This window comes from Streptomyces sp. NPDC031379 (assembly GCF_055569615.1).
Map to the genome: position 1 here is coordinate 112,169 of NZ_JBVIIT010000018.1, position 19,447 is coordinate 131,615.

The following is a 19,447-nucleotide window of genomic DNA, read 5'->3' on the forward strand; positions in this document are numbered from 1 at the left end:
TCTCCTCAGGCGGAAGGTCAGGATTGCGGGGCGGCCGGCCAGGTGATCCAGGACGTCGGAACGTCCTCGTGCAGCCGTACCACGTCGTGCCGGGCCAGCACCCGGGTGCGCAGCAGTTCCTGCGCGACCAGCCGGGCCACCGCGATGGCACCCGGCGGATCGAAGTGCGTGTTGTCCTGCTCGGTGTCCGTCCAGTTGAAGTACCTCTTGGTCTCCTCCGCCCCGAGCCGCTGCCACAACGCGAGCGACAGCGCCTCGATGTCGAGCAGCGCGACCCCTTCCTCCTGTGCGAGCGCCCGCATGGCGGCGGGGTAGTCGCCGTGGGTCGGCACGGCGTCGCCCCCGGCGTCGAACCTGCGGCGCTCGACGGGGGTGGCTAGGACGGGCCGGGCGCCATGGGACCGGGCACCGTCGACGTACACCCGCAGACAGTCCCGGTACGTCGTCCAGGGCTCGGTGTAGCGGGCGGGATCGGTGGCCTTCTCGTCGTTGTGCGCGAACTGGACGAGCAGGAGATCCCCGGGCCGGATCGCGGAGAGGACGGCGTCGAGCCGTCCTTCGTCCAGGAAGCTCTTCGAACTGCGCCCGTTCACCGCGTGATCGGCGACGTCCAGCCCGTGCCGGAGAAAGAAGGGGAGCGCCGTTCCCCACCCGGTCTCGGGAGCCGCGTCGGCGTACTTCTGCGCGGCGGTGGAGTCACCGGCGATGTAGAGCGTGCGACGCCCCTTCGGAGACCGGCCGCCGAGAGGTACGGCGGCGAAGGCGGCGGAGGTGACCTGTCTGCGGGTGAGCGACACTACGGTGCCTTTCCGACAGGGGGAGAGGGAATCAGGGGCGCGGGACTGCGCGGCCGGCGACGACCGGCCGGCAGCCCCCGCAACCGGAACCACCCGAGCGCTCAGTGGTTCTTCTTCCAGTCCGCCTGAGCCTCGTTCAGCTGATCGGCGAGCGTGTCCAGGAATTCCTTCGCGCTCAGCTTCCCGAGCATCAGCTTCTGGAAGTTCGGCTCGTTGTCGGTCTTCGAGATCGTGTTCCAGTCCGGCAGGTAGTACGGCAGCTGCACGATCTTCGTCTTGCCGCCGTTCAGTGCCTCCGCCGCCAGCTTGGTCGGCTCGGCCTGCTGGATCCACGCGTCCTTCGCGGCGTCCGTGTTCGCCGGCACCTGGCCCGCCGCCTCGTTGAACTTGGAGTTCTCCGCGGCGGAGACGGCGAACTCGATGAACTTCCAGGCGGCCGCCTTGTTCTTGCTCGACTTGAACAGGCTCAGCCCGTCCACCGGGTTGGACACCTGCACCCGGGTGCCGTCCGCCAGTGTGGGGTTGGGGATGCCGCGGAACTTCTCCTTGCCCAGCGCCTTCAGATGGTCCTGGTACGAGCCCAGGTTGTGGCTCAGCATGCCGATCGTGCCGCTGTCCCACTGCGCGACCATCTTGGTGAAGTCGTTGTTGACGTCCGCGGACGGCGTGTCCTTCTTGTACAGGGCGACGTACTTCTCCAGCGCGGCGACGTTCTTCGGGTCGTTGACGGTGGTCTTGTCGCCGTTCCAGAACGAGGTGATGCCGGTCTGGCCGTACACCGCGTCGAGGGCCGGCGCGATGGACCCCTCGCCGCCGCGGATGGTGAAGCCGAACGCGTTCTTGCCCTTGTCCGTGAGCTTCCCGGCGGCCTCGTAGAACGCCGGCCAGGTGGTCGGCGCCGCCAGCCCGGCGTTCTTGAACAGGTCGGTCCGGTACCACAGGGTGCCGTTGTTGGCGGAGGTCGGCACCTGGTACAGGGCGTCCCCGCCGCCGGCCGACTTGCTGACGTCGAGCAGGTTCTGGCTCAGCCTGCCGTGCAGCGGGCTCTTCGCCAGCCGGGAGTCCAGCGGCTCCAGCGCACCCTGCACGGCGACCTCGGCGAGCATCGCCGCGCCCACGCCGCCCACGTCGGGCAGACCGCCGCCCTGGATCGCGGTGTCGTACTTGGACTGGGCGCCGGCCGCGGGGATACCGACGTACTCGACCTTGATGTCCGGGTACTTCTTCTCGAAGTCGGCGATGATCTGCTTCCAGATGTCGGTGCGCACACCGCCGTTGTTGTCCCAGAAGGTGATCGTGCCCTTGCCGGAGCCCTCGTCGCCCTTGTCCCCCGCGCTGCCGCTGCCGTCGTCGCCGCAGGCGGTGGCGGTCAGCGCGAGGACGGAGCCCAGGGCGACGGCCGTGAGGGCGCGCCTGCTTCTCGGGATGCTGCTCTTCATTGGTCGGCTCTCTTCTTCTGGATCGGGCGGAGACATGGAGGGGTACTACCGGGGCGTGATCCGGAACTGGGTGAAGGTCGCCGCCCCGGCCTGCCCCGGTCCTTCGGGCGCGACGGCGAACAGACCGAGCAGGGCGCCGACCCAGCGCCAGGGGGTGGCCGCGAAGACCGGCCCGGAGGTGCGCAGGCCGTCCCCGACGTCGTACGAGAACCGGCAGCGTGCGCCGGCTCCCACCTCGATCCGCAGCCGGGCCCGCCCCTCGGGCGCGGGACAGGACGTACCCGCGTCCCGCTCGTGCTCGGCCACCGCCTCCGCGAACCGGTGCACGAGGTGGACCGTCCCGTCGGCCGCGCACTCGAGGCCGATCCAGCCGAAGGCGTCCCCGAGCACCACGAGCCCTGCCCGCGCCCCCGGCTCGGTGCCGTGAAGCCGCAGCCCGACCTCGACCGTGCAGGGCAGGCCGGGCAGCCGCTGGGTGAGGACGTGCGAGAGTTTCCTCGGGTCGTCGGCGTCGGCCGAGCGCAGGCAGGTCAGCCGCAGTCCGTCCCCGGAGTGCTGGGTGGCCCAGCCGTCGCCCGGGTTGGCGGTCCACTGCCACTGGCGGCCGGGGCGGCCGCCGGGGAAGTCGTCGTCGGTGGCGGGAGCGGCGGGCGGCTGCGGCGGCAGGCCGGGCCGCCGGTGTACGGCGACGGGGGCGCCCTCGGCCCCGAGGACGGGCCAGCCGTCGTCCCCCCAGCCCATCGGCTGGAGGTGGACGACCCTGCCGTAGGCGCCGCGCTGCTGGAAGTGCAGGAACCAGTCCTCGCCGGCCGCCGTGCGCACCCAGCCGCCCTGGTGCGGCCCGTTGACCTCGGTGTCCTTCTGCTCCAGGACGATCCGTTCCTCGTACGGCCCGAAGAAGCCACGCGAGCGGAACGCGCCCTGCCAGCCGGTCTCCACTCCCCCGGCGGGCGCGAGGATCCAGAACCAGCCGTCGTGCCGGTAGAGCTTGGGCCCTTCCAGCGTGAACCAGCCGGGGATGCGGTCGCCGTCGACGATCACCTCGCCCCCGTCCAGCAGGGAGGTGGCGTCGGGGTGCATCCGGTGGCCGGTGAGGCGGTTCTTGACCCCGGAACGGGACTTGGCCCAGGCGTGCACGAGGTAGGCGTCGCCGGTCTCGTCGTCCCACAGCGGACACGGGTCGATCAGGCCCTTGCCCGCCTTGAGGAGGTGCGGGCGGGTCCAGGGGCCGCGGATCCCGGGGGCGTTGATCTGGAAGATGCCCTGGTCGGGGTCGCCCCAGAAGATCCAGAACCGGTCGTCGTGGTGCCGGATGGACGGCGCCCAGACCCCGCGGTCGTGCCGGGGTGCGCTGAACTCCTCCTCGGGTTCCAGGCGTTCGAGCGCGTGACCGACGAGGGTCCAACCGACGAGGTCGCGCGAGTGCAGCAGCGGCAGACCGGGGACGCGGCCGAAGCTGGAGGCGGTGAGGTAGAAGTCGTCGCCGACGCGGACCACGTCCGGGTCGGACCAGTCGGCGTTCAGGATCGGGTTCGCGTACGTCTCGCCGCTCACCGGCTCACCGCCCTGCGGGCCAGCACCGCCGCCTCGCCCCGGTCCAGGCGCCCGTCGGCGACCACGGTGACCACCCGGCGCACGACGGTCCCGCCGGGCTCGACCGGCAGGCGTTCCGCGGACGCCAGCGACGACCCGACCCCGGGATACTCGGCGGCCCGCACGAACCACGGATCGCGCCGGGTCTCCTCGGTGGCCCCGGTGAACACCAGCGTCCAGCCTCCCCCGCCCCCGGCGAGCGCCAGCCAGTCGGCGCGGCGGCCGTGCACCTCGGCCTCGCCCTCGCGGTCGGCGGTGTAGACGTCCGGCACCGCGTCCTGCTTGGGGGCCCGCCAGAAGAAGCCGCCGTAGGCCGCGCCGGGACGCCCGTTGGTGGCGGGGCTGCCCAGGGACAGCGGGCCGGCGGAGACGTTCGTCAGGGAGAACGTGAAGTCCAGCGCCCAGGCGGTGCCGGTCAGTTCGGTGGCCGCGACCGTACGGCGCTCGCGCAGCAGCTCGGCCCCGGCGGCGATCCAGCGCAGCTCCTCCACGAAGCCGTCGGGGTCCCGGAGCTGGAAGGAGGTGTGCCGCTGGGTGCCGTGGTCGTCCAGCTCGGTCGGGCCCCGGCCCGCGACGAAGGTGCGTCCGCCCCAGAAGTTGTGCCCCCCGACGTCGGGGACGGCGACACCGACGCCGAGGTGGTGGGCGTGGTCGGTGGGGCTCACCTCGGTGACAGCCGTGCCGGCCAGGGTGGTGACGGGGTGCAGATACGGGCGCGGGGAGAGACGGACGGGCAGCTCGGGCCGCGTCAGGTACCGGCCGACCGGGCGGCCGGCCACCCGCAGGACCAGACTGTCGTGGGACGTCATCGGCTGCTCACCTCCTTCGTCGGGGCCCAGGCCGGGTCCAGTTCGGAGTAGAGGGCGAGGGTGTCGGCGGCGGCCGCGACCAGGCCGTCGATGCCGGGCACCACCCAGCGCTGTTCGGCGGGCAGCAGCCGCCGGGCGCGCTCCGGCAGCGGGATCGGGTCGGGGGAGGTCCGGACGGCCTCGACGACCTTCATGAAGGCGCCGGTCTCCTCCGGCGGGACCAGGAGCGGTGCGCCGTTCTCCACGTGCTCGACCAGGTTCTCGAGCAGGTCGGTGCGGCCGTACTCGGTCTCCTGCGGGCCGTGCCCGGCCCGCTGGAGCAGCACCCGGTCCTGCTTGTACCAGAACGTGATCCGCCCGCTCTCGCCGTGCAGCACGACGTACGGCTCCCCCGGCTCCTCGGCGCACAGGGTGGCGGCGACCGTGACCGGGCCGCGCGGGGTGCCGACCCGGACGCAGGAGGTGTCGTCGGACTCGATGCCGTTGGCGCGCAGCAGCTCGGTCTCGATGCCGGTGACGTCCTCGGCGCGGGCCGTGCCGAGCAGGGCGAGAGCGGTGGCGACGGCGTGCGCGAGGGGGTTGGTGAGGACCCCGTCGACCACGTCGACGCCGTTCAGGCGTCGCCGGCCCGCCCAGGGCGCCCGCCGGTAGTAGGCCTCGGGGCGGGCCCAGGCGCCGGCTCCGCCGACGCCGAGGAGTTCGCCGATCGCGCCCTCGGCGACCAGCCGCCGGATGGCCGGCACGGCGTGGGAGCCGAGCGACTGGAAGCCGACCTGGCAGACCACCCCGGCCTTCGCCACCCCGTCGGCCATGCGCCGGAACTCGGCGTAGGACGGCGCGGGCGGCTTCTCCAGCAGGACGTGCACGCCCCGCCCGGCGGCGGTGAGGGTGAGGTCGGTGTGGGTGGGGATCGGCGTGCAGATCACGGCGAGCCGGGCGCCCGTGCGGTCGAGCAGCGCTCCGAAGTCGGCGGACTGCTCGGGCGTGCCGAGGCCGTCCGGGATCTCCTGGGCGGTCAGTGGGGTCAGCTCGCAGATCCCGGCGAGCCGGACGAGTCCGCGGGCCTGGAGCCGGCGGATGTTGTCGAGGTGCCAGCGACCGTGTCCGCGCGCGCCCGCCAGGACGACGGGTACGGCCGTCCCTTCCCCGTTCGTGCTCATCCCTTCACCGCCCCCGCGCTGAATCCGGTGATCAGCCACTTCTGGATGAAGGCGAAGACGATCACCACCGGTACGGCCGCGACGATGCCGCCCGCCGCCAGGGCCCCGAGGTCGACGCTGTCCGCGCTCATCAGGGTGTTGAGGCCGACCGGGATGGTCTGCTTGCTCTGGTCGGAGAGGAACATCAGGGCGAACAGGAAGTGGTTCCAGGCGTGCACGAAGGCGAAGGAGCCGACGGCGATCAGACCGGGCCGCAGCAGCGGCAGGACGACGATCCGGAAGGCGGTGAGCCGGCCGCAGCCGTCCACCCAGGCGGCCTCCTCCAGGGAGTAGGGCACGTTCCGGATGAACCCGCTGATCAGGATCATCGACAGCGGCAGCTGGAAGACCGTCTCGGCGAGGATCACGCTGCCGAGGGAGTTGATCATCGACAGCTTGGCGAAGATCTGGAAGAGCGGCACCAGCAGCAGCGCGCCCGGCACGAACTGGGAGCACAGCAGGGCCAGCATGAAGCCGCGCTTGACCCGGAAGTCGAAGCGGGCGAGCGCGTAGCCGCCGGCCAGGGCGACGAGCGTGGTCAGCAACAGGGTGGCGAGGCCGACGTAGACGCTGTTGGCGAAGTAGGTGCCGAAGCTGCGCTCGGTCCACACCTTCTCGAAGTGGTCGAAGGTCATCGGCCACGGCACGAGCGAGGTGGAGCCGGCCGGGCGGAGGGCGAAGAGCAGGATCCAGTAGAAGGGGATCAGGGTGAACAGGAGGTAGATCCCCAGGGGGAGGTAGATCTGCCAGCGCGGGACCTCGTCCCAGGCGCGTCCCTTCTTCCCCGGTCGGGCGGGCTCGGACGCCACACGCGCGGGCGCGGGAGCGATCTCGGTGATCACTTGGTCTCACCTCCGAACTTGCTCAGCCGCAGATAGACGATCGAGCAGAAGAGCAGGATCACGAACGCCACCGTGGTCAGGGCGGAGGCGTAGCCGAAGTTGTGGGCGTCGACGCTGGTGTTGGCGATGTAGAGCGGGAGCGTCGTGGTCTCGCCGGCCGGTCCGCCGCCCGTGAGGGTGTAGAGCAGGTCGACGTTGTTGAACTCCCACACCGCGCGCAGCAGCGTGGACAGGACGATCGCGTCCTTCAGATGGGGCAGGGTGATGTGCCAGAACTGCTTGAGGCGGCCGGCTCCGTCGACCTCGGCCGCCTCGTAGAGGTCCTTGGAGACGGACTGGAGGTCGGCGAGGATGAGGATCGCGAAGAAGGGGACGCCCCGCCAGAGGTCGGCGACCACGGCCGCCGGGAAGACCGTCGAGGTGTCCGACAGCCAGCTGGTGCCGTAGGAGCCCATTCCCGCGTCGGCGAGGTAACGGGTGATGCCCGTCTGGGAGTTGTAGAGCAGCACCCAGATCGCGGAGGTCAGCACGCCGGAGACGGCCCACGGGGAGAAGACGAGGGCGCGTCCGAGCGCCCGCCCCACGAAGGTCTGGTTGACGATGAGCGCCAGCGCCAGGCCGAACAGCAGCTGGAGCCCCACCTCGACCACGACCCACTTGGCGCTGAAGGTCAGCGTGTCCCAGAACTGGGGGTCGTGCGCGAAGGCCTGTGTGAAGTTGTCGAATCCCGCGAATCCGTTCCGCCACGGCTTGGTGGGGTTGTAGTTCTGCAGGCTGTAGTAGAAGACGCTGAGCACCGGGTAGGCGATGAAGCCCAGCATCAGCAGGGCCGCCGGGGCGATCAGCAGGTACGGCAGCCTGCGCGGGGTCGCAAAGGCACGGCGCCGCCGGGGTGGCGCGGGCGGTTTCGCCACGGCTGCGGCTTGGGCCATGACTGTTCTCCGTTCTCGGTACGTCGTGCGGGAAGCGCTTTCTCCCTGTACAGGGGTGTGCCTGGTGATGCTGCTTCGCGGGTCAGCCCGCGTAGGGGTCCTGCACCTTGCCCGGCCTCGCGAGGAACTCGAAGTCGCAGCCCGTGTCGGCCTGGGTGATCTGCTCGTTGTAGAGCGCGCCGTAGCCGCGCTCGTACCGGGCGGGCGGCGGCGTCCACCGTGCCCTGCGCCGCTGGAGCTCCTCGTCGTCCACGTGGAGCCGGAGGGTGCGGGCCTCGACGTCCAGGGTGATCAGGTCCCCGGTCCGTACGAGGGCGAGCGGTCCGCCGATGTACGACTCGGGCGCGACGTGCAGCACACAGGCGCCGTAACTCGTGCCGCTCATCCGGGCGTCGGAGATCCGCACCATGTCCCGCACGCCCTGCTTGAGCAGGTGGTCGGGGATCGGGAGCATGCCGTACTCGGGCATGCCGGGGCCGCCCTTGGGGCCGGCGTTGCGGAGCACCAGCACACTGTCGGCGGTGATGCCGAGGGCGGGGTCGTTGATGGTCCGCTGCATGGTCCGGTAGTCGTCGAAGACGACGGCCGGGCCGGTGTGCGCGAGCAGACGGGGCTCGGCGGCGATGTGCTTGATGACGGCGCCGTCCGGGCAGAGGTTGCCGCGCAGGACGGCGACCCCGCCCTCGCTCGCGACCGGGTTGTCGCGGGTGCGGATGACGTCGTCGTCGTGCACCCGCGCGCCGCGCAGTTGCTCGCGCAGGGTGTCGTGCGACACCGTCGGCCGGTCGAGGTGGAGCAGGTCGGGGATGCGGGAGAGGAAGCCGGGCAGGCCGCCCGCGAAGTGGAAGTCCTCCATGAGGTGGCGCTGTCCGCCGGGGCGGACGTCGGCGAGGACCGGGACCGTGCGGGCGATGCGGTCGAAGTCGTCCAGGGTGAGCTTCACCCCTGCCCGGCCCGCCATGGCGATCAGGTGGATCACGGCGTTGGTGGAGCCACCGAGACCGAGCACGGTGGTGACCGCGTCCTCGAAGGCCTCGCGGGTGAGGATCTCGCTCGGCTTCCGGTCCCGGTGGACCAGGTCGACGATCGTCAGGCCCGCCCTGGCGGCCATCCGGTCGTGTCCGGAGTCCACCGCCGGGATGCTGGACGCGCCGGGCACGGTCATGCCGAGCGCCTCGGCGGCGGCCGTGAGCGTGGACGCCGTACCCATGGTCATGCAGTGGCCGGGAGAGCGGGCCAGACCGCTCTCCAGCTCGGCCATCTCGCAGTCGCCGATCAGGCCGGCCCGCTTGTCGTCCCAGTACTTCCACATGTCGGTGCCGGAGCCGAGGACCTCGTTGCGCCAGTGGCCCGGGAGCATGGGGCCGGCCGGCACGAAGACGGCGGGCAGGTCCACGGAGGCGGCGCCCATGAGCAGGGCGGGCGTGGACTTGTCGCAGCCGCCCATCAGCACGGCGCCGTCGACGGGGTACGACCGCAGCAGTTCCTCGGTCTCCATCGCGAGCATGTTGCGGTAGAGCATCGGGGTCGGCTTCTGGAAGGTCTCGCTGAGGGTGGAGACCGGGAACTCCAGCGGGAAGCCGCCCGCCTGCCACACCCCGCGCTTGACGGCCTGGGCGCGGTCGCGCAGGTGGACGTGGCAGGGGTTGATGTCGGACCAGGTGTTGAGGACGGCGATGACCGGCTTGCCGAGGTGTTCCTCGGGCAGGTAGCCGAGCTGGCGGGTGCGGGCGCGGTGGCTGAAGGAGCGCAGGCCGTCGGTGCCGTACCACCGGTGGCTGCGGAGGTCCTCCGGGTTCTTGCGGGGCGCGTTCATATCGACCATCCGGCGGCGATGGCGGCGACCTCGGCGCGCTCGTCCTCGGGCAGCGGCTTGCTCGGCGGGCGGACGTCCCTGCGGCACAGGCCCAGTGCGGCGAGGGCCTCCTTGACGACGGTGACGTTGTTGGCGGAGCCGTGGGCGGCGCGCAGTTCCTCGAAGCGGCGGATCTGCTCCCAGACCTTCATGGCGGCCGGGAAATCGCCGGATCGAAGCGCTTCGATCATGTTCAGCGAAACGGCCGGGGCGACGTTCACGAGCCCCGAGGTGAAGCCGGTGGCGCCGGCGGAGAAGTAGGAGGGGGCGTAGGGCTCGGCGAGACCCGCGACCCAGACGAAGCGGTCGAGGCCCGCGTCCCGCGCGAAGCCCGCGAACCGTGCGGCGTCCGGGACGGCGTACTTCACGCCGATGACGTTCGGGCAGTGGTCGGCGAGTTCGGCGAGGCGGGCGCCGGGCAGCTGGGCGTTGCGGATGTACGGCACCACGCCCAGCTCGGGGACGGCCTCGGCGATGGCGCGGTGGTAGTCGACCCAGCCGGCGGCGGAGACGTACGGGTGGACGGGCTGGTGGACCATGACCATCTGGGCGCCGAGGTCGCGGGCGTGCCGGGCGGAGGCGATCGCGGTGGGCACGTCGTGCCCGACGCCGACGAGGATCACCGCGCGGTCGCCCGCCTCCTCGACGGTCGACTCGGTGACCAGACGGCGCTCTTCGGGGGTGAGGGCGTAGAACTCGCCGGTGTTGCCGTTGGGGGTGAGGGTGCCGATCCCGCCGTCGAGCAGGCGACGCAGCAGGGCCCGGTGGGTGCCGGTGTCGACGGAGCCGTCCTCGGCGAAGGGGGTCACCGGGATGGCCACCACGTCGGCCAGGGCCGCCCGCTGGGTCTCGAACGTCACGCTGCTCATTCCTGACCTTCCTCTGGGTGGGGCTCGGTGTCCGAGGGGAAAGCGCGCCGCACGAAGGAGGCGATGTGGGCGTGCAGGGCGCTCGCGGCGCCGTCCGCGTCACCGCCGAGCGCGAGCCGGAGGATCTGCCGGTGCTCGGCGGCCTCCCGCTCCCAGGAGGGGTCGGCCGCCCAGGCGACGGCGGAGACGAGGGCGGCCTGGTCGCGGACCTCGTCCAGCATCCGGCCGAGCAGCGGGTTGCCGCAGGGCAGGTACAGGGCGCGGTGGAACTCCCGGTTGGCGAGCGACCGTTCGGCGGTGTCGGTGGCGTCGTCGGCGCGGGTCAGCGCGTCGCGGGCGGCGTCGAGGGACGCTCCGCGCCGCACCGCCCGGCGCAGCGCCTCCGGTTCCAGCAGCAGCCGCACGTCGTAGACCTCGCGCGCCATGTCCGCGTCCACCATGCGCACCGTGACGCCCTTGTACTGGTTCATCACGACCAGGCCGGTCCCGGCGAGCGTCTTGAGCGCCTCCCGCACCGGGGTCTTGGACACCCCGAACTGCGCGGCCAGCTCCGTCTCGACCAGGGCCTGGCCGGGCGTCAGCTGCCCCGTCAGGATGCGGTGTTTGATCGCGTCCAGCACGTACTGCGTACGGGACGGGATCGGGGTGGGCACAGAGGTCATGCGGCCCTCTCGGATCTCACATATCGCGTCTCATATATGACGTACGAAGTACGACGCGTTGAAGGTAGGAGGGGGCCCGGGTTTCGTCAATGCTTCTGACAAAGGAAGTTCGGGTTGCCGGGTCGGGGCGGCTCAGACGGTGCGCACGTCACCCTCGACGGCGGTGTACGTGGGCCGGCCGGAGACCGCGGCGGCCCGTTCGGTGGCCGCCGCACGGCCGAGTGTGGGGCCCACATGGGTGACGAGCAGCTCGCGCACCCGCGCGTCCCGGGCGATACGGCCGGCGTCCTCGGGCGTCAGATGCACCTGGGGGAGGTGTTCGCCGTCGCGATGCTCGTCGATGTCCGCCTCGCACAGGAAGAGGTCGGCACGGGAGGCGAGTTCGGTCAGCGCGGGGCAGGGTCCGCTGTCCCCCGAGTACGCCAGCACGCTGCCCTGGCTCTCGGCGCGCAGTCCGTACGCCTCGGTGTCGTGCGCGACGGCGCGGGCGGTCAGCCTCAGGTTCCAGTGCCGGACGTCGTGGCCGTCGTACAGGCCCCGGAAGTCGAGGACGCCCTTGAGGAAGTCGACGTCCGCGCGGCCGAGGAAGCCGGCCAGGCGGCGGGCGCAGTCGCGGGGCGCGTACACGGGGATCGGGGCGTGCGGGGTCATCCCGCCGAAGGCGAAGGCATAGGCGGCGGCGAGCAGGTCGGCGCTGTGGTCGGCGTGCAGGTGCGAGATCCAGATCGCCGTGAGCCGCGCGGGATCCGTGTGCTGCTGCAATGCGGCGAACGAACCGGGCCCGGCGTCCACCCACACCTCGGCACCGCCGCCGGAGACCAGATATCCCGAGCAGGGCCGGCCGGGGCCCGGGTGCGGCGAGGCGGTGCCGAGGACGGTGAGGGTGAGCGGCATAGGCAGGAGGGTACGACGCCCGGCTCGCCGCTGCCCGCCGGCGGCCGGGGCTGCCCGGCGGCGGCCGGGTCAGGTCTCCATCACGGCATCGCAGTCGGGGCACACCACGGACGCGTGCTCGGCGGGGTACCACGGCGCCCGAGGGTCCTCCGTGGGCGTCCACCGGGCCTTCTCCATGGCGAAGGTGTCCTTGCCGCAGAGGGTCCGCGGGCCGGCGGCGTCGGGCCTGCCGGGGGCGGCGGGCGCCGCGTGCACCCGGTGGGGCGGCCGTACCGTGTCGGGCGGGCCGTCCGGGCCGGTGCGGGTGGCCGCTTCCTGGTCGAGTTCGTACACGACGACGATCTCGCTCATGACTCCACCGTAGGCGCCTTCACCGCTGGTCCGCTGGTCGGTGCCGGCGGCCGGGCGACGGTGCCACGACGTCCGGGGCGCCGTGGAGCGTCCGCGTTCACTCGCGGCCGGCGCTCGGGAGGGTGAGTTCACGGCCGCGGTAGAACCCTTCGTGTTCCTCCACGACGTACGGGGCCATGGCCGCCCGCCGCTGCGCCTCCGACTCGGAGGTCCGCCATGCGTCGCATGCCTCCTGGGAGTCCCAGAACGACACCCCGGTGACCTCCTGTCCGTCCTCGGACCAGTACGCGTAGGCGCGGCGCAGGCCCTGCGGTGCGGGCTCCGGGCGCCAGGCCCTCTCGAACTCCTCCAGCGTGCCCGGCTGAAGGCGGCGCGTCGTCACCCACGTGTAGTGCTCCTGCATCGCGGTTCCCTCCGTGGTACCCGTTCGGCCTGCCCCCCTCTCTCTGGTCACCGTAGGTCCGATGCGCCGCTTCCGCCGCCCGGCGGGTGCCGGCCGGCTCCGGCCGCACGCCCCGCCCGGACCGGCGGCCGGCAGCCCTACGGCCGCCACCCCGGGTCCCGGCCGCTGAGCCCCACCGCCCGCTCCAGCAGCGGCGCGCCCTCCGGGACCGGGACGACCGGGCCGAACAGGCCGCCGCCGCGGTCCGGGTCGTCGGCGGCGGCGAGGAGGAAGCCGTGGGCCGACCGGAGGGCGGCCGGGTCGGGGGCGTAGTCCTGGCCGGTGGCACGGGCCAGGTCCCAGCCGTGGATCACCAGTTCGTCGGCGACGACGGCGCCCGCGACCGCGCCCGGCAGGTCCACCCCGCCGGCCCGTGTGTCGCCGGTCCAGGCGGCCGGGTCACGCCAGGCGTCCGCCAGCTCCTCCAGCACCTCGGGCAGCTCCTCGCGCCAGCCGGGCCCGATGTCCGGGACGGCGGCGTTCGGGCTGGTGTCGGTCGTCGCGCCGAGGTCCTTGCGGGCCGCGTCACGGAAGGCCACGGAGAGCATCAGGATGTGGCCCAGCAGGTTCCGCACCGCGCAGTCCGGGCACGGCGTGGGGGCCGTGAGCCGCTCGTCGGGCACGGACCCGGCGAGCCGCGCCACGATCCGGGCCTGCGGGCCGAGGTCCACCATGGTCATGTCCTACTCCTTCGGGGTCGTGCCGCCCGTACGAAGGGTTGACCGGCCGGACACCCGGAAATCATCGGTGCCGCGCAGCCACTCCCACGGCGCACGCCCGCCGCCCAGGCACCACACCGCGATCACCGGATCGCACAGCGCGCAGCCGAACGAGGAGTCGTGGGCGAACGGGATGATCGGGTGGCCCTTGAGGTGGTGCACGACGTCCCACGCGGTGTGCAGCAGCCAGCCGATGCCGACGAACGTCCAGGACTCCAGGCCCCGGTAGGCGACGTAGGTGACCACCGCGGTGAACGCGAACTCCCAGCCGCCGAGGCCGCCGCCGCTCAGGTAGGCGGCGCCCGCCCCGGCGACCATGACCGCGTTGAGGCGGCGCCGGCGGGGTTCCGGGACGAGGGACATGAGGACGACGTAGAGGAGTCCGATGAGGAGGGGGGCGAGACAGCGCATGCGCTCGACGGTAGGAGCGCGGACGGGTGCGTCCCAGGGGCGTCGGTGCCAGGTTCCGACGGATTGTCGCCGCCGCGCCGCACCCGGGGAGGCCGCGCCCCGCCCGGGTCTAGGGCACCTTGCCGATCCCGGGGCCCCCTCCTTAGGCCGACGATGACCAGGCATGACGACTTCCTGGACCGTGGTCCGCGTCCTGCGGGACCGCAATGCGGGGCTGTACCTCGTCGGCCTGGTGGTGTCCGCCTTCGGCACCTCCTCGCTGTGGCTGGCGTCGGGTGTGTGGGTCAAGGACCTCACGGGGTCCGACGGCCTGGCCGCCCTGTGCATGCTCGCCATGTGGGCGCCCACTCCGGCGGGCCCGGCGCTGGGCACGCTCGCCGACCGCCTCCGGCGCAGGCCCCTGCTCATCACACTGAACCTGGGCATGGCGGTCCTGCTCCTCACGCTCTTCGTCGTGGACTCCCCCGGCCGCCTGTGGCTGCTGTTCACCGTCCTGTTCCTGTACGGCGCCGCCGGCGTCGTCCACGACGCCGCCGAGTCGGCCCTGGTCGCCGCCGCCGTCGCCCCGGATCTCCTCGGTGATTTCAACGGCCTGCGGATGACCGTCACGGAGGGCATGAAGCTCGTCGCCCCGCTGACCGGGGCGGGCCTCTACGCGCTCTTTGGCGGTCCGGCCGTGGCCTGCCTGGACGCCGTCACCTTCGCCCTCGCCGCCGGGCTGTGCGCCCTGCTGCGGGTGCGCGAGGAGCGGCCCGCCCGGTCCGGTGACGGCTGGCGGAAGCAGACCGTGGAGGGCGTCCGGCACCTGTGGGGCCACCCCGGGCTGCGCCCGCTGGTCCGGGCGGGCGGGACGACCATGCTGCTGACCGCGCTCGGCAGCACCACGCTGTACGCCGTCGTCGACCGTCTCGGTCACTCCCCCGCCTACACGGGCGTGCTGTACGCCTTCCAGGGCGCCGGTTCGGTGGCGGTCGGGCTCGTCTCGGGACCCGCGCTGCGCCGGCTGGGCGCGCGCCGGTTCGCGGCGGCGGGGATCGCGCTGACGGCGGTGGCGGTGGCCGCGCGGGCCGTGCCGTCGGACCCGGTGGTCCTGGCGGCCGGGGCGGCCGGCGGCGTGGGCCTGCCCTGCGTGCTGATCGCCGCGTTCACCGCGGTGCAGCGCGAGACCCCCGGCCCGCTGCTCGGCCGTGCGACGGCCACCGCCAACACGCTGGTCTTCACCCCCAACGTGCTGGGACTCGCCCTCGGGGCCGGCCTGGTCGAACTGGCCGGCCCCGGACTGCTGTTGCCGCTCTACGGCCTCGCGCTGCTGCTGACCGCGGTCCCGCTGGCTCAGCGCGCGGACAGCGCCGCCCGTACCGCCGCGAGGTCCCCGTCCGACGCCAACCCGGCGTGATACAGCCGCAGTTCGGTGGCCCCGTCGGCCCGCGCGCGTGCCGCGTCCGCGGCGAGGGTGCCGGGGCTGCCGCCCATCCCGGTGACGACGGTGAGGTTGGCGGCCAGCACGGTCCGCTCCCGTGCCCGGTCGGCGAAGGGCGCCAGCAGTCCCGTACCGCCCGTGCAGGGCACCACGACGCCGTCGGCCACGGACAGGATGTGGGCGGGGTCGGCACCCACGTTGGCGCCGCAGTGATAGGAGACCGGGTCGGCGTGCAGCAGGACCTGGAAGCCGTCGGGCGCTGCGGCGCGTACGGCGGCGACGGCCTCCTCCTGGAGGGTGCGGGCGGTGTTCTCACGCCACGCGCGCGTGGCGGCCGCCGTGTCCTCGCCGAGCAGCTTCCCGGCCGTGGGCCAGCCCTCGTCGTCCGCCGCGCCCCGCCACAGCGGCTCCAGGGCGGTGCGCACGGCCGCCGCCAGCTCGTCGGCGTCCAGGCCCTGTCCTTCGTAGCCCGCGCGGCAGGACGGGCAGAAGCACAGCGACATCAGGTACTGCCCGGCGTCGCCGAGACCCACTCCGGAGGTCTTGTCGTGGGCGTGCAGGTGCTGGAGCCCGTACCAGCCGAGGGACTCCAGCTCGGTGCCGCGCGCACCGGGACGTACGGCGGCCTCGGCGGCCAGGTCGACCAGGTACGCGCGCGTGGCGGGCTGGGCGATGCAGGGCGCCCACGGGTAGCGGTCCCCGTAGGCGTTGACCACCGAGGTGTCCGGATGCTCGGCGCCGAGACGGGAGTTGTGGGCGAGGACGACCCAGGTGTGCACCTCCAGACCGGCCCCGGCGAGGGCCTCGGCGGCCTCGCCGTAGGCGTCGCCGGGGGCCCAGCGGCCGGCGGGGTACGGGCGCAGGCCGCGGCCCGCCCAGCGGTCGCCCGGCGGATAGAGGACGGCCGCGTACTCGGCGGTGACGATGCGGTGGACGGGGTGCCGGGGGGTCAGGGCCCGGGTGGAGTGGTAGGCGGCGGCGAGGGTCACCTGCTCGACACCGAGCCCGGCGATGCGCGCGGGGGCCTCGGGGTCCCCGTTGACGTCCCACGGATAGACGAACGCCGACGCCTTCACGCGTCCTCCTCCAGCAGCGCGTACCCGCGCTCGATCAGTTGGGCGAGCTGTTTGACATGGTCCTCGCCCGGCTCGTGCAGCGGGGGCCGGACCTCGCCGACGTCCAGGCCGCGCAGCCGTACGCCCGCCTTGACGAGGGAGACGGCGTAGCCCCGGCCCTGGGCGCGCAGTTCGACGAACGGGCGGTAGAAGCCGTCCAGGAGGCGGCGCACGGTGTCCTGGTCGTCCGCGGCCAGGGCGCGGTGGAAGGCGAGGGCGATCTCCGGGGCGAAGCAGAACACGGCCGAGGAGTACAGGGTGATGCCGAGGGCGCGGTAGGCCGGCTGGGTCTGCTCGGCGGTGGGCAGGCCGTTGAAGTACAGGAAGTCGCCGGGGACCTCGGTACGGACGGCGCTGACGATCCGCTGCATGAGGTCGAGGTCGCCGAGCCCGTCCTTGAGGCCGATGACACCGTCGGTGCGGGCGAGTTCGACCACGGTCCGCGGGGTGAAGACCGCGTTGTCGCGCTGGTAGACGACGACCGGCAGGGCGGTGCCCGCGGCGACCTCCCGGTAGTGCCGCAGCAGCCCCTCCTGGCCGGCGAGCACCAGGTAGGGCGGCATGGCGAGGAGGCCGTCGGCGCCCGCGCCCTCGGCGAGACGCGCGTAGCGGACGGCGAGCGCGGTGCCGTAGCCGGCGCCCGCGACGACCGGGACGCGGCCCTCGGCCGCCTCCACGGCCACCCGGACGCAGGCCTCGAACTCCTCGGGCAGGAGCGCGTGGAACTCCCCGGTGCCACAGCAGGCGAACACGGCGGCGGCACCGGCCGCGACGCCCCGGCGCACATGGGTGCGGTAGACGTCGAGGTCGAGTGAGCCGTCGGGGCCGTAGGCCGTGACGGGGAAGAAGAGCGGCCCGCTCGGATCGTGGAGCCGGGCGGCGAGAGGGGCAGGCGTCACGAGCGCTCCCAATCGGTGCATGCTTCTGATCGTCGTCTATATCTCTGAACGATCTCACGCTACGGGCCCGTATCGGAGCGGGTCAAGCGCATGAACGGGCAAGAGACCGGCCGATTTCCCCGTGTCACGGCACACTTGACGAGGCGTGTCGCCACTTTCTAGCGTGTCCATGCATGTGAATTTCATCCATACATACGGCCGCTGACGCCAAGGAGACCGAGGATGCCCGCTCCCCGCACCGTTCTGCTCACCGGCGCCGCCGGCGGGCTCGGCACCCTGATGCGGTCCCTGCTGCCGGAGTACGGCTACACGCTGCGCCTGTTCGACGTGCGCCCCGTCGACGGCGAACCCGACGCGATCACCGCGGACCTGACCGACAAGGAGGCGCTGCGCGAGGCGGTACGGGGCGTGGACGCGATCCTCCACCTCGCGGGCATCTCCCTGGAAGCGCCGTTCGAGAAGATCCTGGCATCGAACATCGAGGGCACCTACAACCTGTACGAGGCCGCCCGCCTCGAAGGCGTGCCGCGGATCGTCTTCGCCTCCTCCAACCACGCCGTCGGTTTCACCCCGGCCCCGGGCGCGGGCGATCCGCTCATCCCCGTCGACACCCCGCGCCGCCCGGACACCTTCTACGGCCTGTCGAAGTCCTTCGGCGAGGACCTGGCCCAGCTCTACTGGGACAAGCACGGCCTGGAGACGGTCTCGGTGCGCATCGGCTCCTGCTTCCCGGAGCCGACCAGCGTGCGCATGCTCTCGGTGTGGATGAGCCCGGACGACGGCGCCCGTCTCTTCCACGCGGCCCTGACCGCCGCGGACGTCGGCCACACCGTGGTCTACGGCTCCTCCGCCAACACGCGCCTGTGGTGGGACCTCACGACCGCGCGGGCGCTCGGCTACGAGCCGCGGGACGACTCCGAGCCGTACGCCGAGAAGCTGATCGCCGAGCAGGGCGAGCTGGACCCGCGGGACCCGGCCCAGAGTCACCTGGGCGGGCACTTCGTCAGCGACCCGCCGATCTGGCCCTACTGACCTTCGCGGACCTCCCCTCCGGGCGGGCCTCCTGTCCGGGCGGACCTCCTCTCCCCGCGGACGTCCCGGCGGCGGAAAACGATCGCTCACGGCGGGGGGGGGGGGGGGGGGGGGGGGGGGGGGGGGCCCCCCCCCTCCCCCCCCCCCCCCCCCCCCCCCCCCCCCCCCCCCCCCCCCCCCCCCCCCCCCCCGCCGCATTCGGGCATCCACGGCGCCCGATCCCACCCCGTGGCGCACGGCCCCGCAGGTCCGCGGCGGGCACACCGCGCGGCGAACGGGCACACCCGGGCAGTATCGGGTCCGCAACAAGCCTGGTCAGCGCCGCGCACCCGCTGTAGAACTTCCCTCATCGGCCCGAACGGGCAGCTCCTCGGGGAAGTGGGTGACGGCATGAGCACAAGGACGGCGGAAGAACGCCAGCGCGAGATCGTGCGGGTCGCGCGCGCCACCGGCTCGGTGGACGTCACCGCGCTCGCCGCCGAGCTGGGGGTGGCCAAGGAGACCATCCGGCGCGATCTGCGCGCCCTGGAGGACCACGGCCTGGTCCGCCGCACCCACGGCGGCGCCTGTCCGGTGGAGAGCGCCGGCTTCGAGACGACCCTCGCCTTCCGCGCCACCAGCCACGTGCCCGAGAAACGCAGGATCGCCGCCGCCGCGGCCGAGCTGCTCGGCGACGCCGAGACCGTCTTCGTCGACGAGGGCTTCACCCCTCAGCTCATCGCCGAGGCGCTGCCACGGGACCGGCCGCTGACCGTGGTCACCGCGTCCCTGCCGGTCGCCGGCGCCCTCGCGGAGACCGAGCACATCTCGGTGCTGCTGCTCGGCGGCCGGGTCCGCCCGGGCACGCTGGCCACCGTCGACCACTGGACGACGAAGATGCTGGCCGGCTTCGTCGTCGACCTCGCCTACATCGGGGCCAACGGCATCTCCCGCGAGCACGGCCTGACCACGCCCGATCCGGCGGTCGGCGAGGTCAAGGCGCAGGCGATCCGGGCCGCGCGGCGGACCGTGTTCGCGGGCGTGCACACCAAGTTCGGAGCGGCCGGCTTCTGCCGGTTCGCCGAGGTCGGCGCGCTGGCGACGATCGTGACGAGCACCCTGCTCCCGGCCGCCGAGGCCCACCGCTACTCCCTGCTGGGCCCGCAGGTCATCCGGGTCTGAACTTCC

The 19,447-nt window shown here is 72.9% G+C and carries 20 protein-coding genes; 3 read left to right on the forward strand and 17 right to left on the reverse strand.

Annotation, left to right across the window (positions count from 1 at the left end; genetic code table 11):
• Positions 1–17: 17 nt before the first annotated feature.
• The 15 genes from ACZ5CW_RS25260 to ACZ5CW_RS25330 all read right to left on the reverse strand — a co-directional run bounded on the left by ACZ5CW_RS25260 (position 18) and on the right by ACZ5CW_RS25330 (position 13,814).
• Positions 18–797: a rhamnogalacturonan acetylesterase gene (locus ACZ5CW_RS25260; protein WP_468605044.1), complete on the reverse strand. Its 780-nt coding sequence runs from the start codon at positions 795–797 to the stop codon at positions 18–20.
• 101 nt (positions 798–898) lie between these two features.
• The gene (locus ACZ5CW_RS25265) at positions 899–2,236 is read right to left on the reverse strand and encodes an ABC transporter substrate-binding protein (RefSeq protein WP_468605046.1); all 1,338 of its coding nucleotides are present in this window, start codon (positions 2,234–2,236) and stop codon (positions 899–901) included.
• A gap of 45 nt (positions 2,237–2,281) precedes the next feature.
• The gene (locus ACZ5CW_RS25270) at positions 2,282–3,790 is read right to left on the reverse strand and encodes a glycoside hydrolase family 43 protein (protein WP_468605048.1); all 1,509 of its coding nucleotides are present in this window, start codon (positions 3,788–3,790) and stop codon (positions 2,282–2,284) included.
• Positions 3,787–4,638 (reverse strand): DUF6807 domain-containing protein, encoded by an 852-nt coding sequence (locus ACZ5CW_RS25275; protein WP_468605050.1) that lies wholly within the window; start codon positions 4,636–4,638, stop codon positions 3,787–3,789. The genes ACZ5CW_RS25270 and ACZ5CW_RS25275 overlap by 4 nt, the downstream gene beginning before the upstream one ends.
• Positions 4,635–5,798, reverse strand: a complete 1,164-nt coding sequence (locus ACZ5CW_RS25280) for a Gfo/Idh/MocA family protein (protein WP_468605052.1) — start codon at positions 5,796–5,798, stop codon at positions 4,635–4,637. Before ACZ5CW_RS25280 ends, ACZ5CW_RS25275 begins: the two co-directional genes overlap by 4 nt.
• A complete protein-coding gene (locus ACZ5CW_RS25285; protein WP_468605054.1) occupies positions 5,795–6,679 on the reverse strand; it encodes a carbohydrate ABC transporter permease in 885 nt (294 codons plus the stop codon). The genes ACZ5CW_RS25280 and ACZ5CW_RS25285 overlap by 4 nt, the downstream gene beginning before the upstream one ends.
• Complete coding sequence (locus ACZ5CW_RS25290) at positions 6,676–7,611, reverse strand: carbohydrate ABC transporter permease (protein ID WP_468605056.1); 936 nt, start codon at positions 7,609–7,611, stop codon at positions 6,676–6,678. Before ACZ5CW_RS25290 ends, ACZ5CW_RS25285 begins: the two co-directional genes overlap by 4 nt.
• An 82-nt stretch (positions 7,612–7,693) precedes the next feature.
• Positions 7,694–9,427: an L-arabinonate dehydratase gene (gene araD, locus ACZ5CW_RS25295; protein WP_468605058.1), complete on the reverse strand. Its 1,734-nt coding sequence runs from the start codon at positions 9,425–9,427 to the stop codon at positions 7,694–7,696.
• Entirely contained in the window at positions 9,424–10,335 is a 912-nt protein-coding gene (locus ACZ5CW_RS25300; RefSeq protein ID WP_468605060.1) for a dihydrodipicolinate synthase family protein, read from the reverse strand. The genes araD and ACZ5CW_RS25300 overlap by 4 nt, the downstream gene beginning before the upstream one ends.
• A complete protein-coding gene (locus ACZ5CW_RS25305; RefSeq protein ID WP_468605062.1) occupies positions 10,332–10,997 on the reverse strand; it encodes a GntR family transcriptional regulator in 666 nt (221 codons plus the stop codon). The genes ACZ5CW_RS25300 and ACZ5CW_RS25305 overlap by 4 nt, the downstream gene beginning before the upstream one ends.
• 132 nt (positions 10,998–11,129) lie before the next feature.
• Positions 11,130–11,891 (reverse strand): MBL fold metallo-hydrolase, encoded by a 762-nt coding sequence (locus ACZ5CW_RS25310; RefSeq protein WP_468605064.1) that lies wholly within the window; start codon positions 11,889–11,891, stop codon positions 11,130–11,132.
• A gap of 69 nt (positions 11,892–11,960) precedes the next feature.
• Positions 11,961–12,242: a hypothetical protein gene (locus ACZ5CW_RS25315; protein WP_468605066.1), complete on the reverse strand. Its 282-nt coding sequence runs from the start codon at positions 12,240–12,242 to the stop codon at positions 11,961–11,963.
• Between the two features lie 97 nt (positions 12,243–12,339).
• On the reverse strand, positions 12,340–12,645 hold the full coding sequence (locus ACZ5CW_RS25320) for an antibiotic biosynthesis monooxygenase (protein WP_468605068.1): 306 nt from the start codon (positions 12,643–12,645) through the stop codon (positions 12,340–12,342).
• 137 nt (positions 12,646–12,782) lie between these two features.
• Positions 12,783–13,364 carry a TIGR03086 family metal-binding protein gene (locus ACZ5CW_RS25325; protein WP_468605070.1) on the reverse strand — a complete coding sequence of 194 codons (582 nt, stop codon included), beginning with the start codon at positions 13,362–13,364 and terminating at the stop codon, positions 12,783–12,785.
• Positions 13,365–13,367: 3 nt separating this feature from the next.
• Positions 13,368–13,814, reverse strand: a complete 447-nt coding sequence (locus ACZ5CW_RS25330) for a DUF6010 family protein (RefSeq protein WP_468605072.1) — start codon at positions 13,812–13,814, stop codon at positions 13,368–13,370.
• Positions 13,815–13,977: 163 nt separating this feature from the next.
• Between ACZ5CW_RS25330 and ACZ5CW_RS25335 the strand changes: the two genes are divergently transcribed.
• Positions 13,978–15,210: an MFS transporter gene (locus ACZ5CW_RS25335; RefSeq protein WP_468605074.1), complete on the forward strand. Its 1,233-nt coding sequence runs from the start codon at positions 13,978–13,980 to the stop codon at positions 15,208–15,210.
• Here the strand turns inward: ACZ5CW_RS25335 and ACZ5CW_RS25340 are convergent.
• Positions 15,147–16,310 (reverse strand): hypothetical protein, encoded by a 1,164-nt coding sequence (locus ACZ5CW_RS25340; protein ID WP_468605076.1) that lies wholly within the window; start codon positions 16,308–16,310, stop codon positions 15,147–15,149. The two genes, ACZ5CW_RS25335 and ACZ5CW_RS25340, sit on opposite strands and share 64 nt — an antisense overlap.
• Complete coding sequence (locus ACZ5CW_RS25345) at positions 16,307–17,248, reverse strand: 5-dehydro-4-deoxyglucarate dehydratase (RefSeq protein WP_468605078.1); 942 nt, start codon at positions 17,246–17,248, stop codon at positions 16,307–16,309. Before ACZ5CW_RS25345 ends, ACZ5CW_RS25340 begins: the two co-directional genes overlap by 4 nt.
• A gap of 222 nt (positions 17,249–17,470) precedes the next feature.
• Here ACZ5CW_RS25345 and ACZ5CW_RS25350 point away from each other — a divergent pair, with 222 nt between their 5' ends.
• The gene (locus ACZ5CW_RS25350) at positions 17,471–18,280 is read left to right on the forward strand and encodes an NAD-dependent epimerase/dehydratase family protein (protein WP_468605080.1); all 810 of its coding nucleotides are present in this window, start codon (positions 17,471–17,473) and stop codon (positions 18,278–18,280) included.
• A 390-nt stretch (positions 18,281–18,670) separates the two neighbouring features.
• Complete coding sequence (locus ACZ5CW_RS25355) at positions 18,671–19,441, forward strand: DeoR/GlpR family DNA-binding transcription regulator (RefSeq protein WP_468605082.1); 771 nt, start codon at positions 18,671–18,673, stop codon at positions 19,439–19,441.
• The last annotated feature ends 6 nt before the right edge of the window (positions 19,442–19,447 follow it).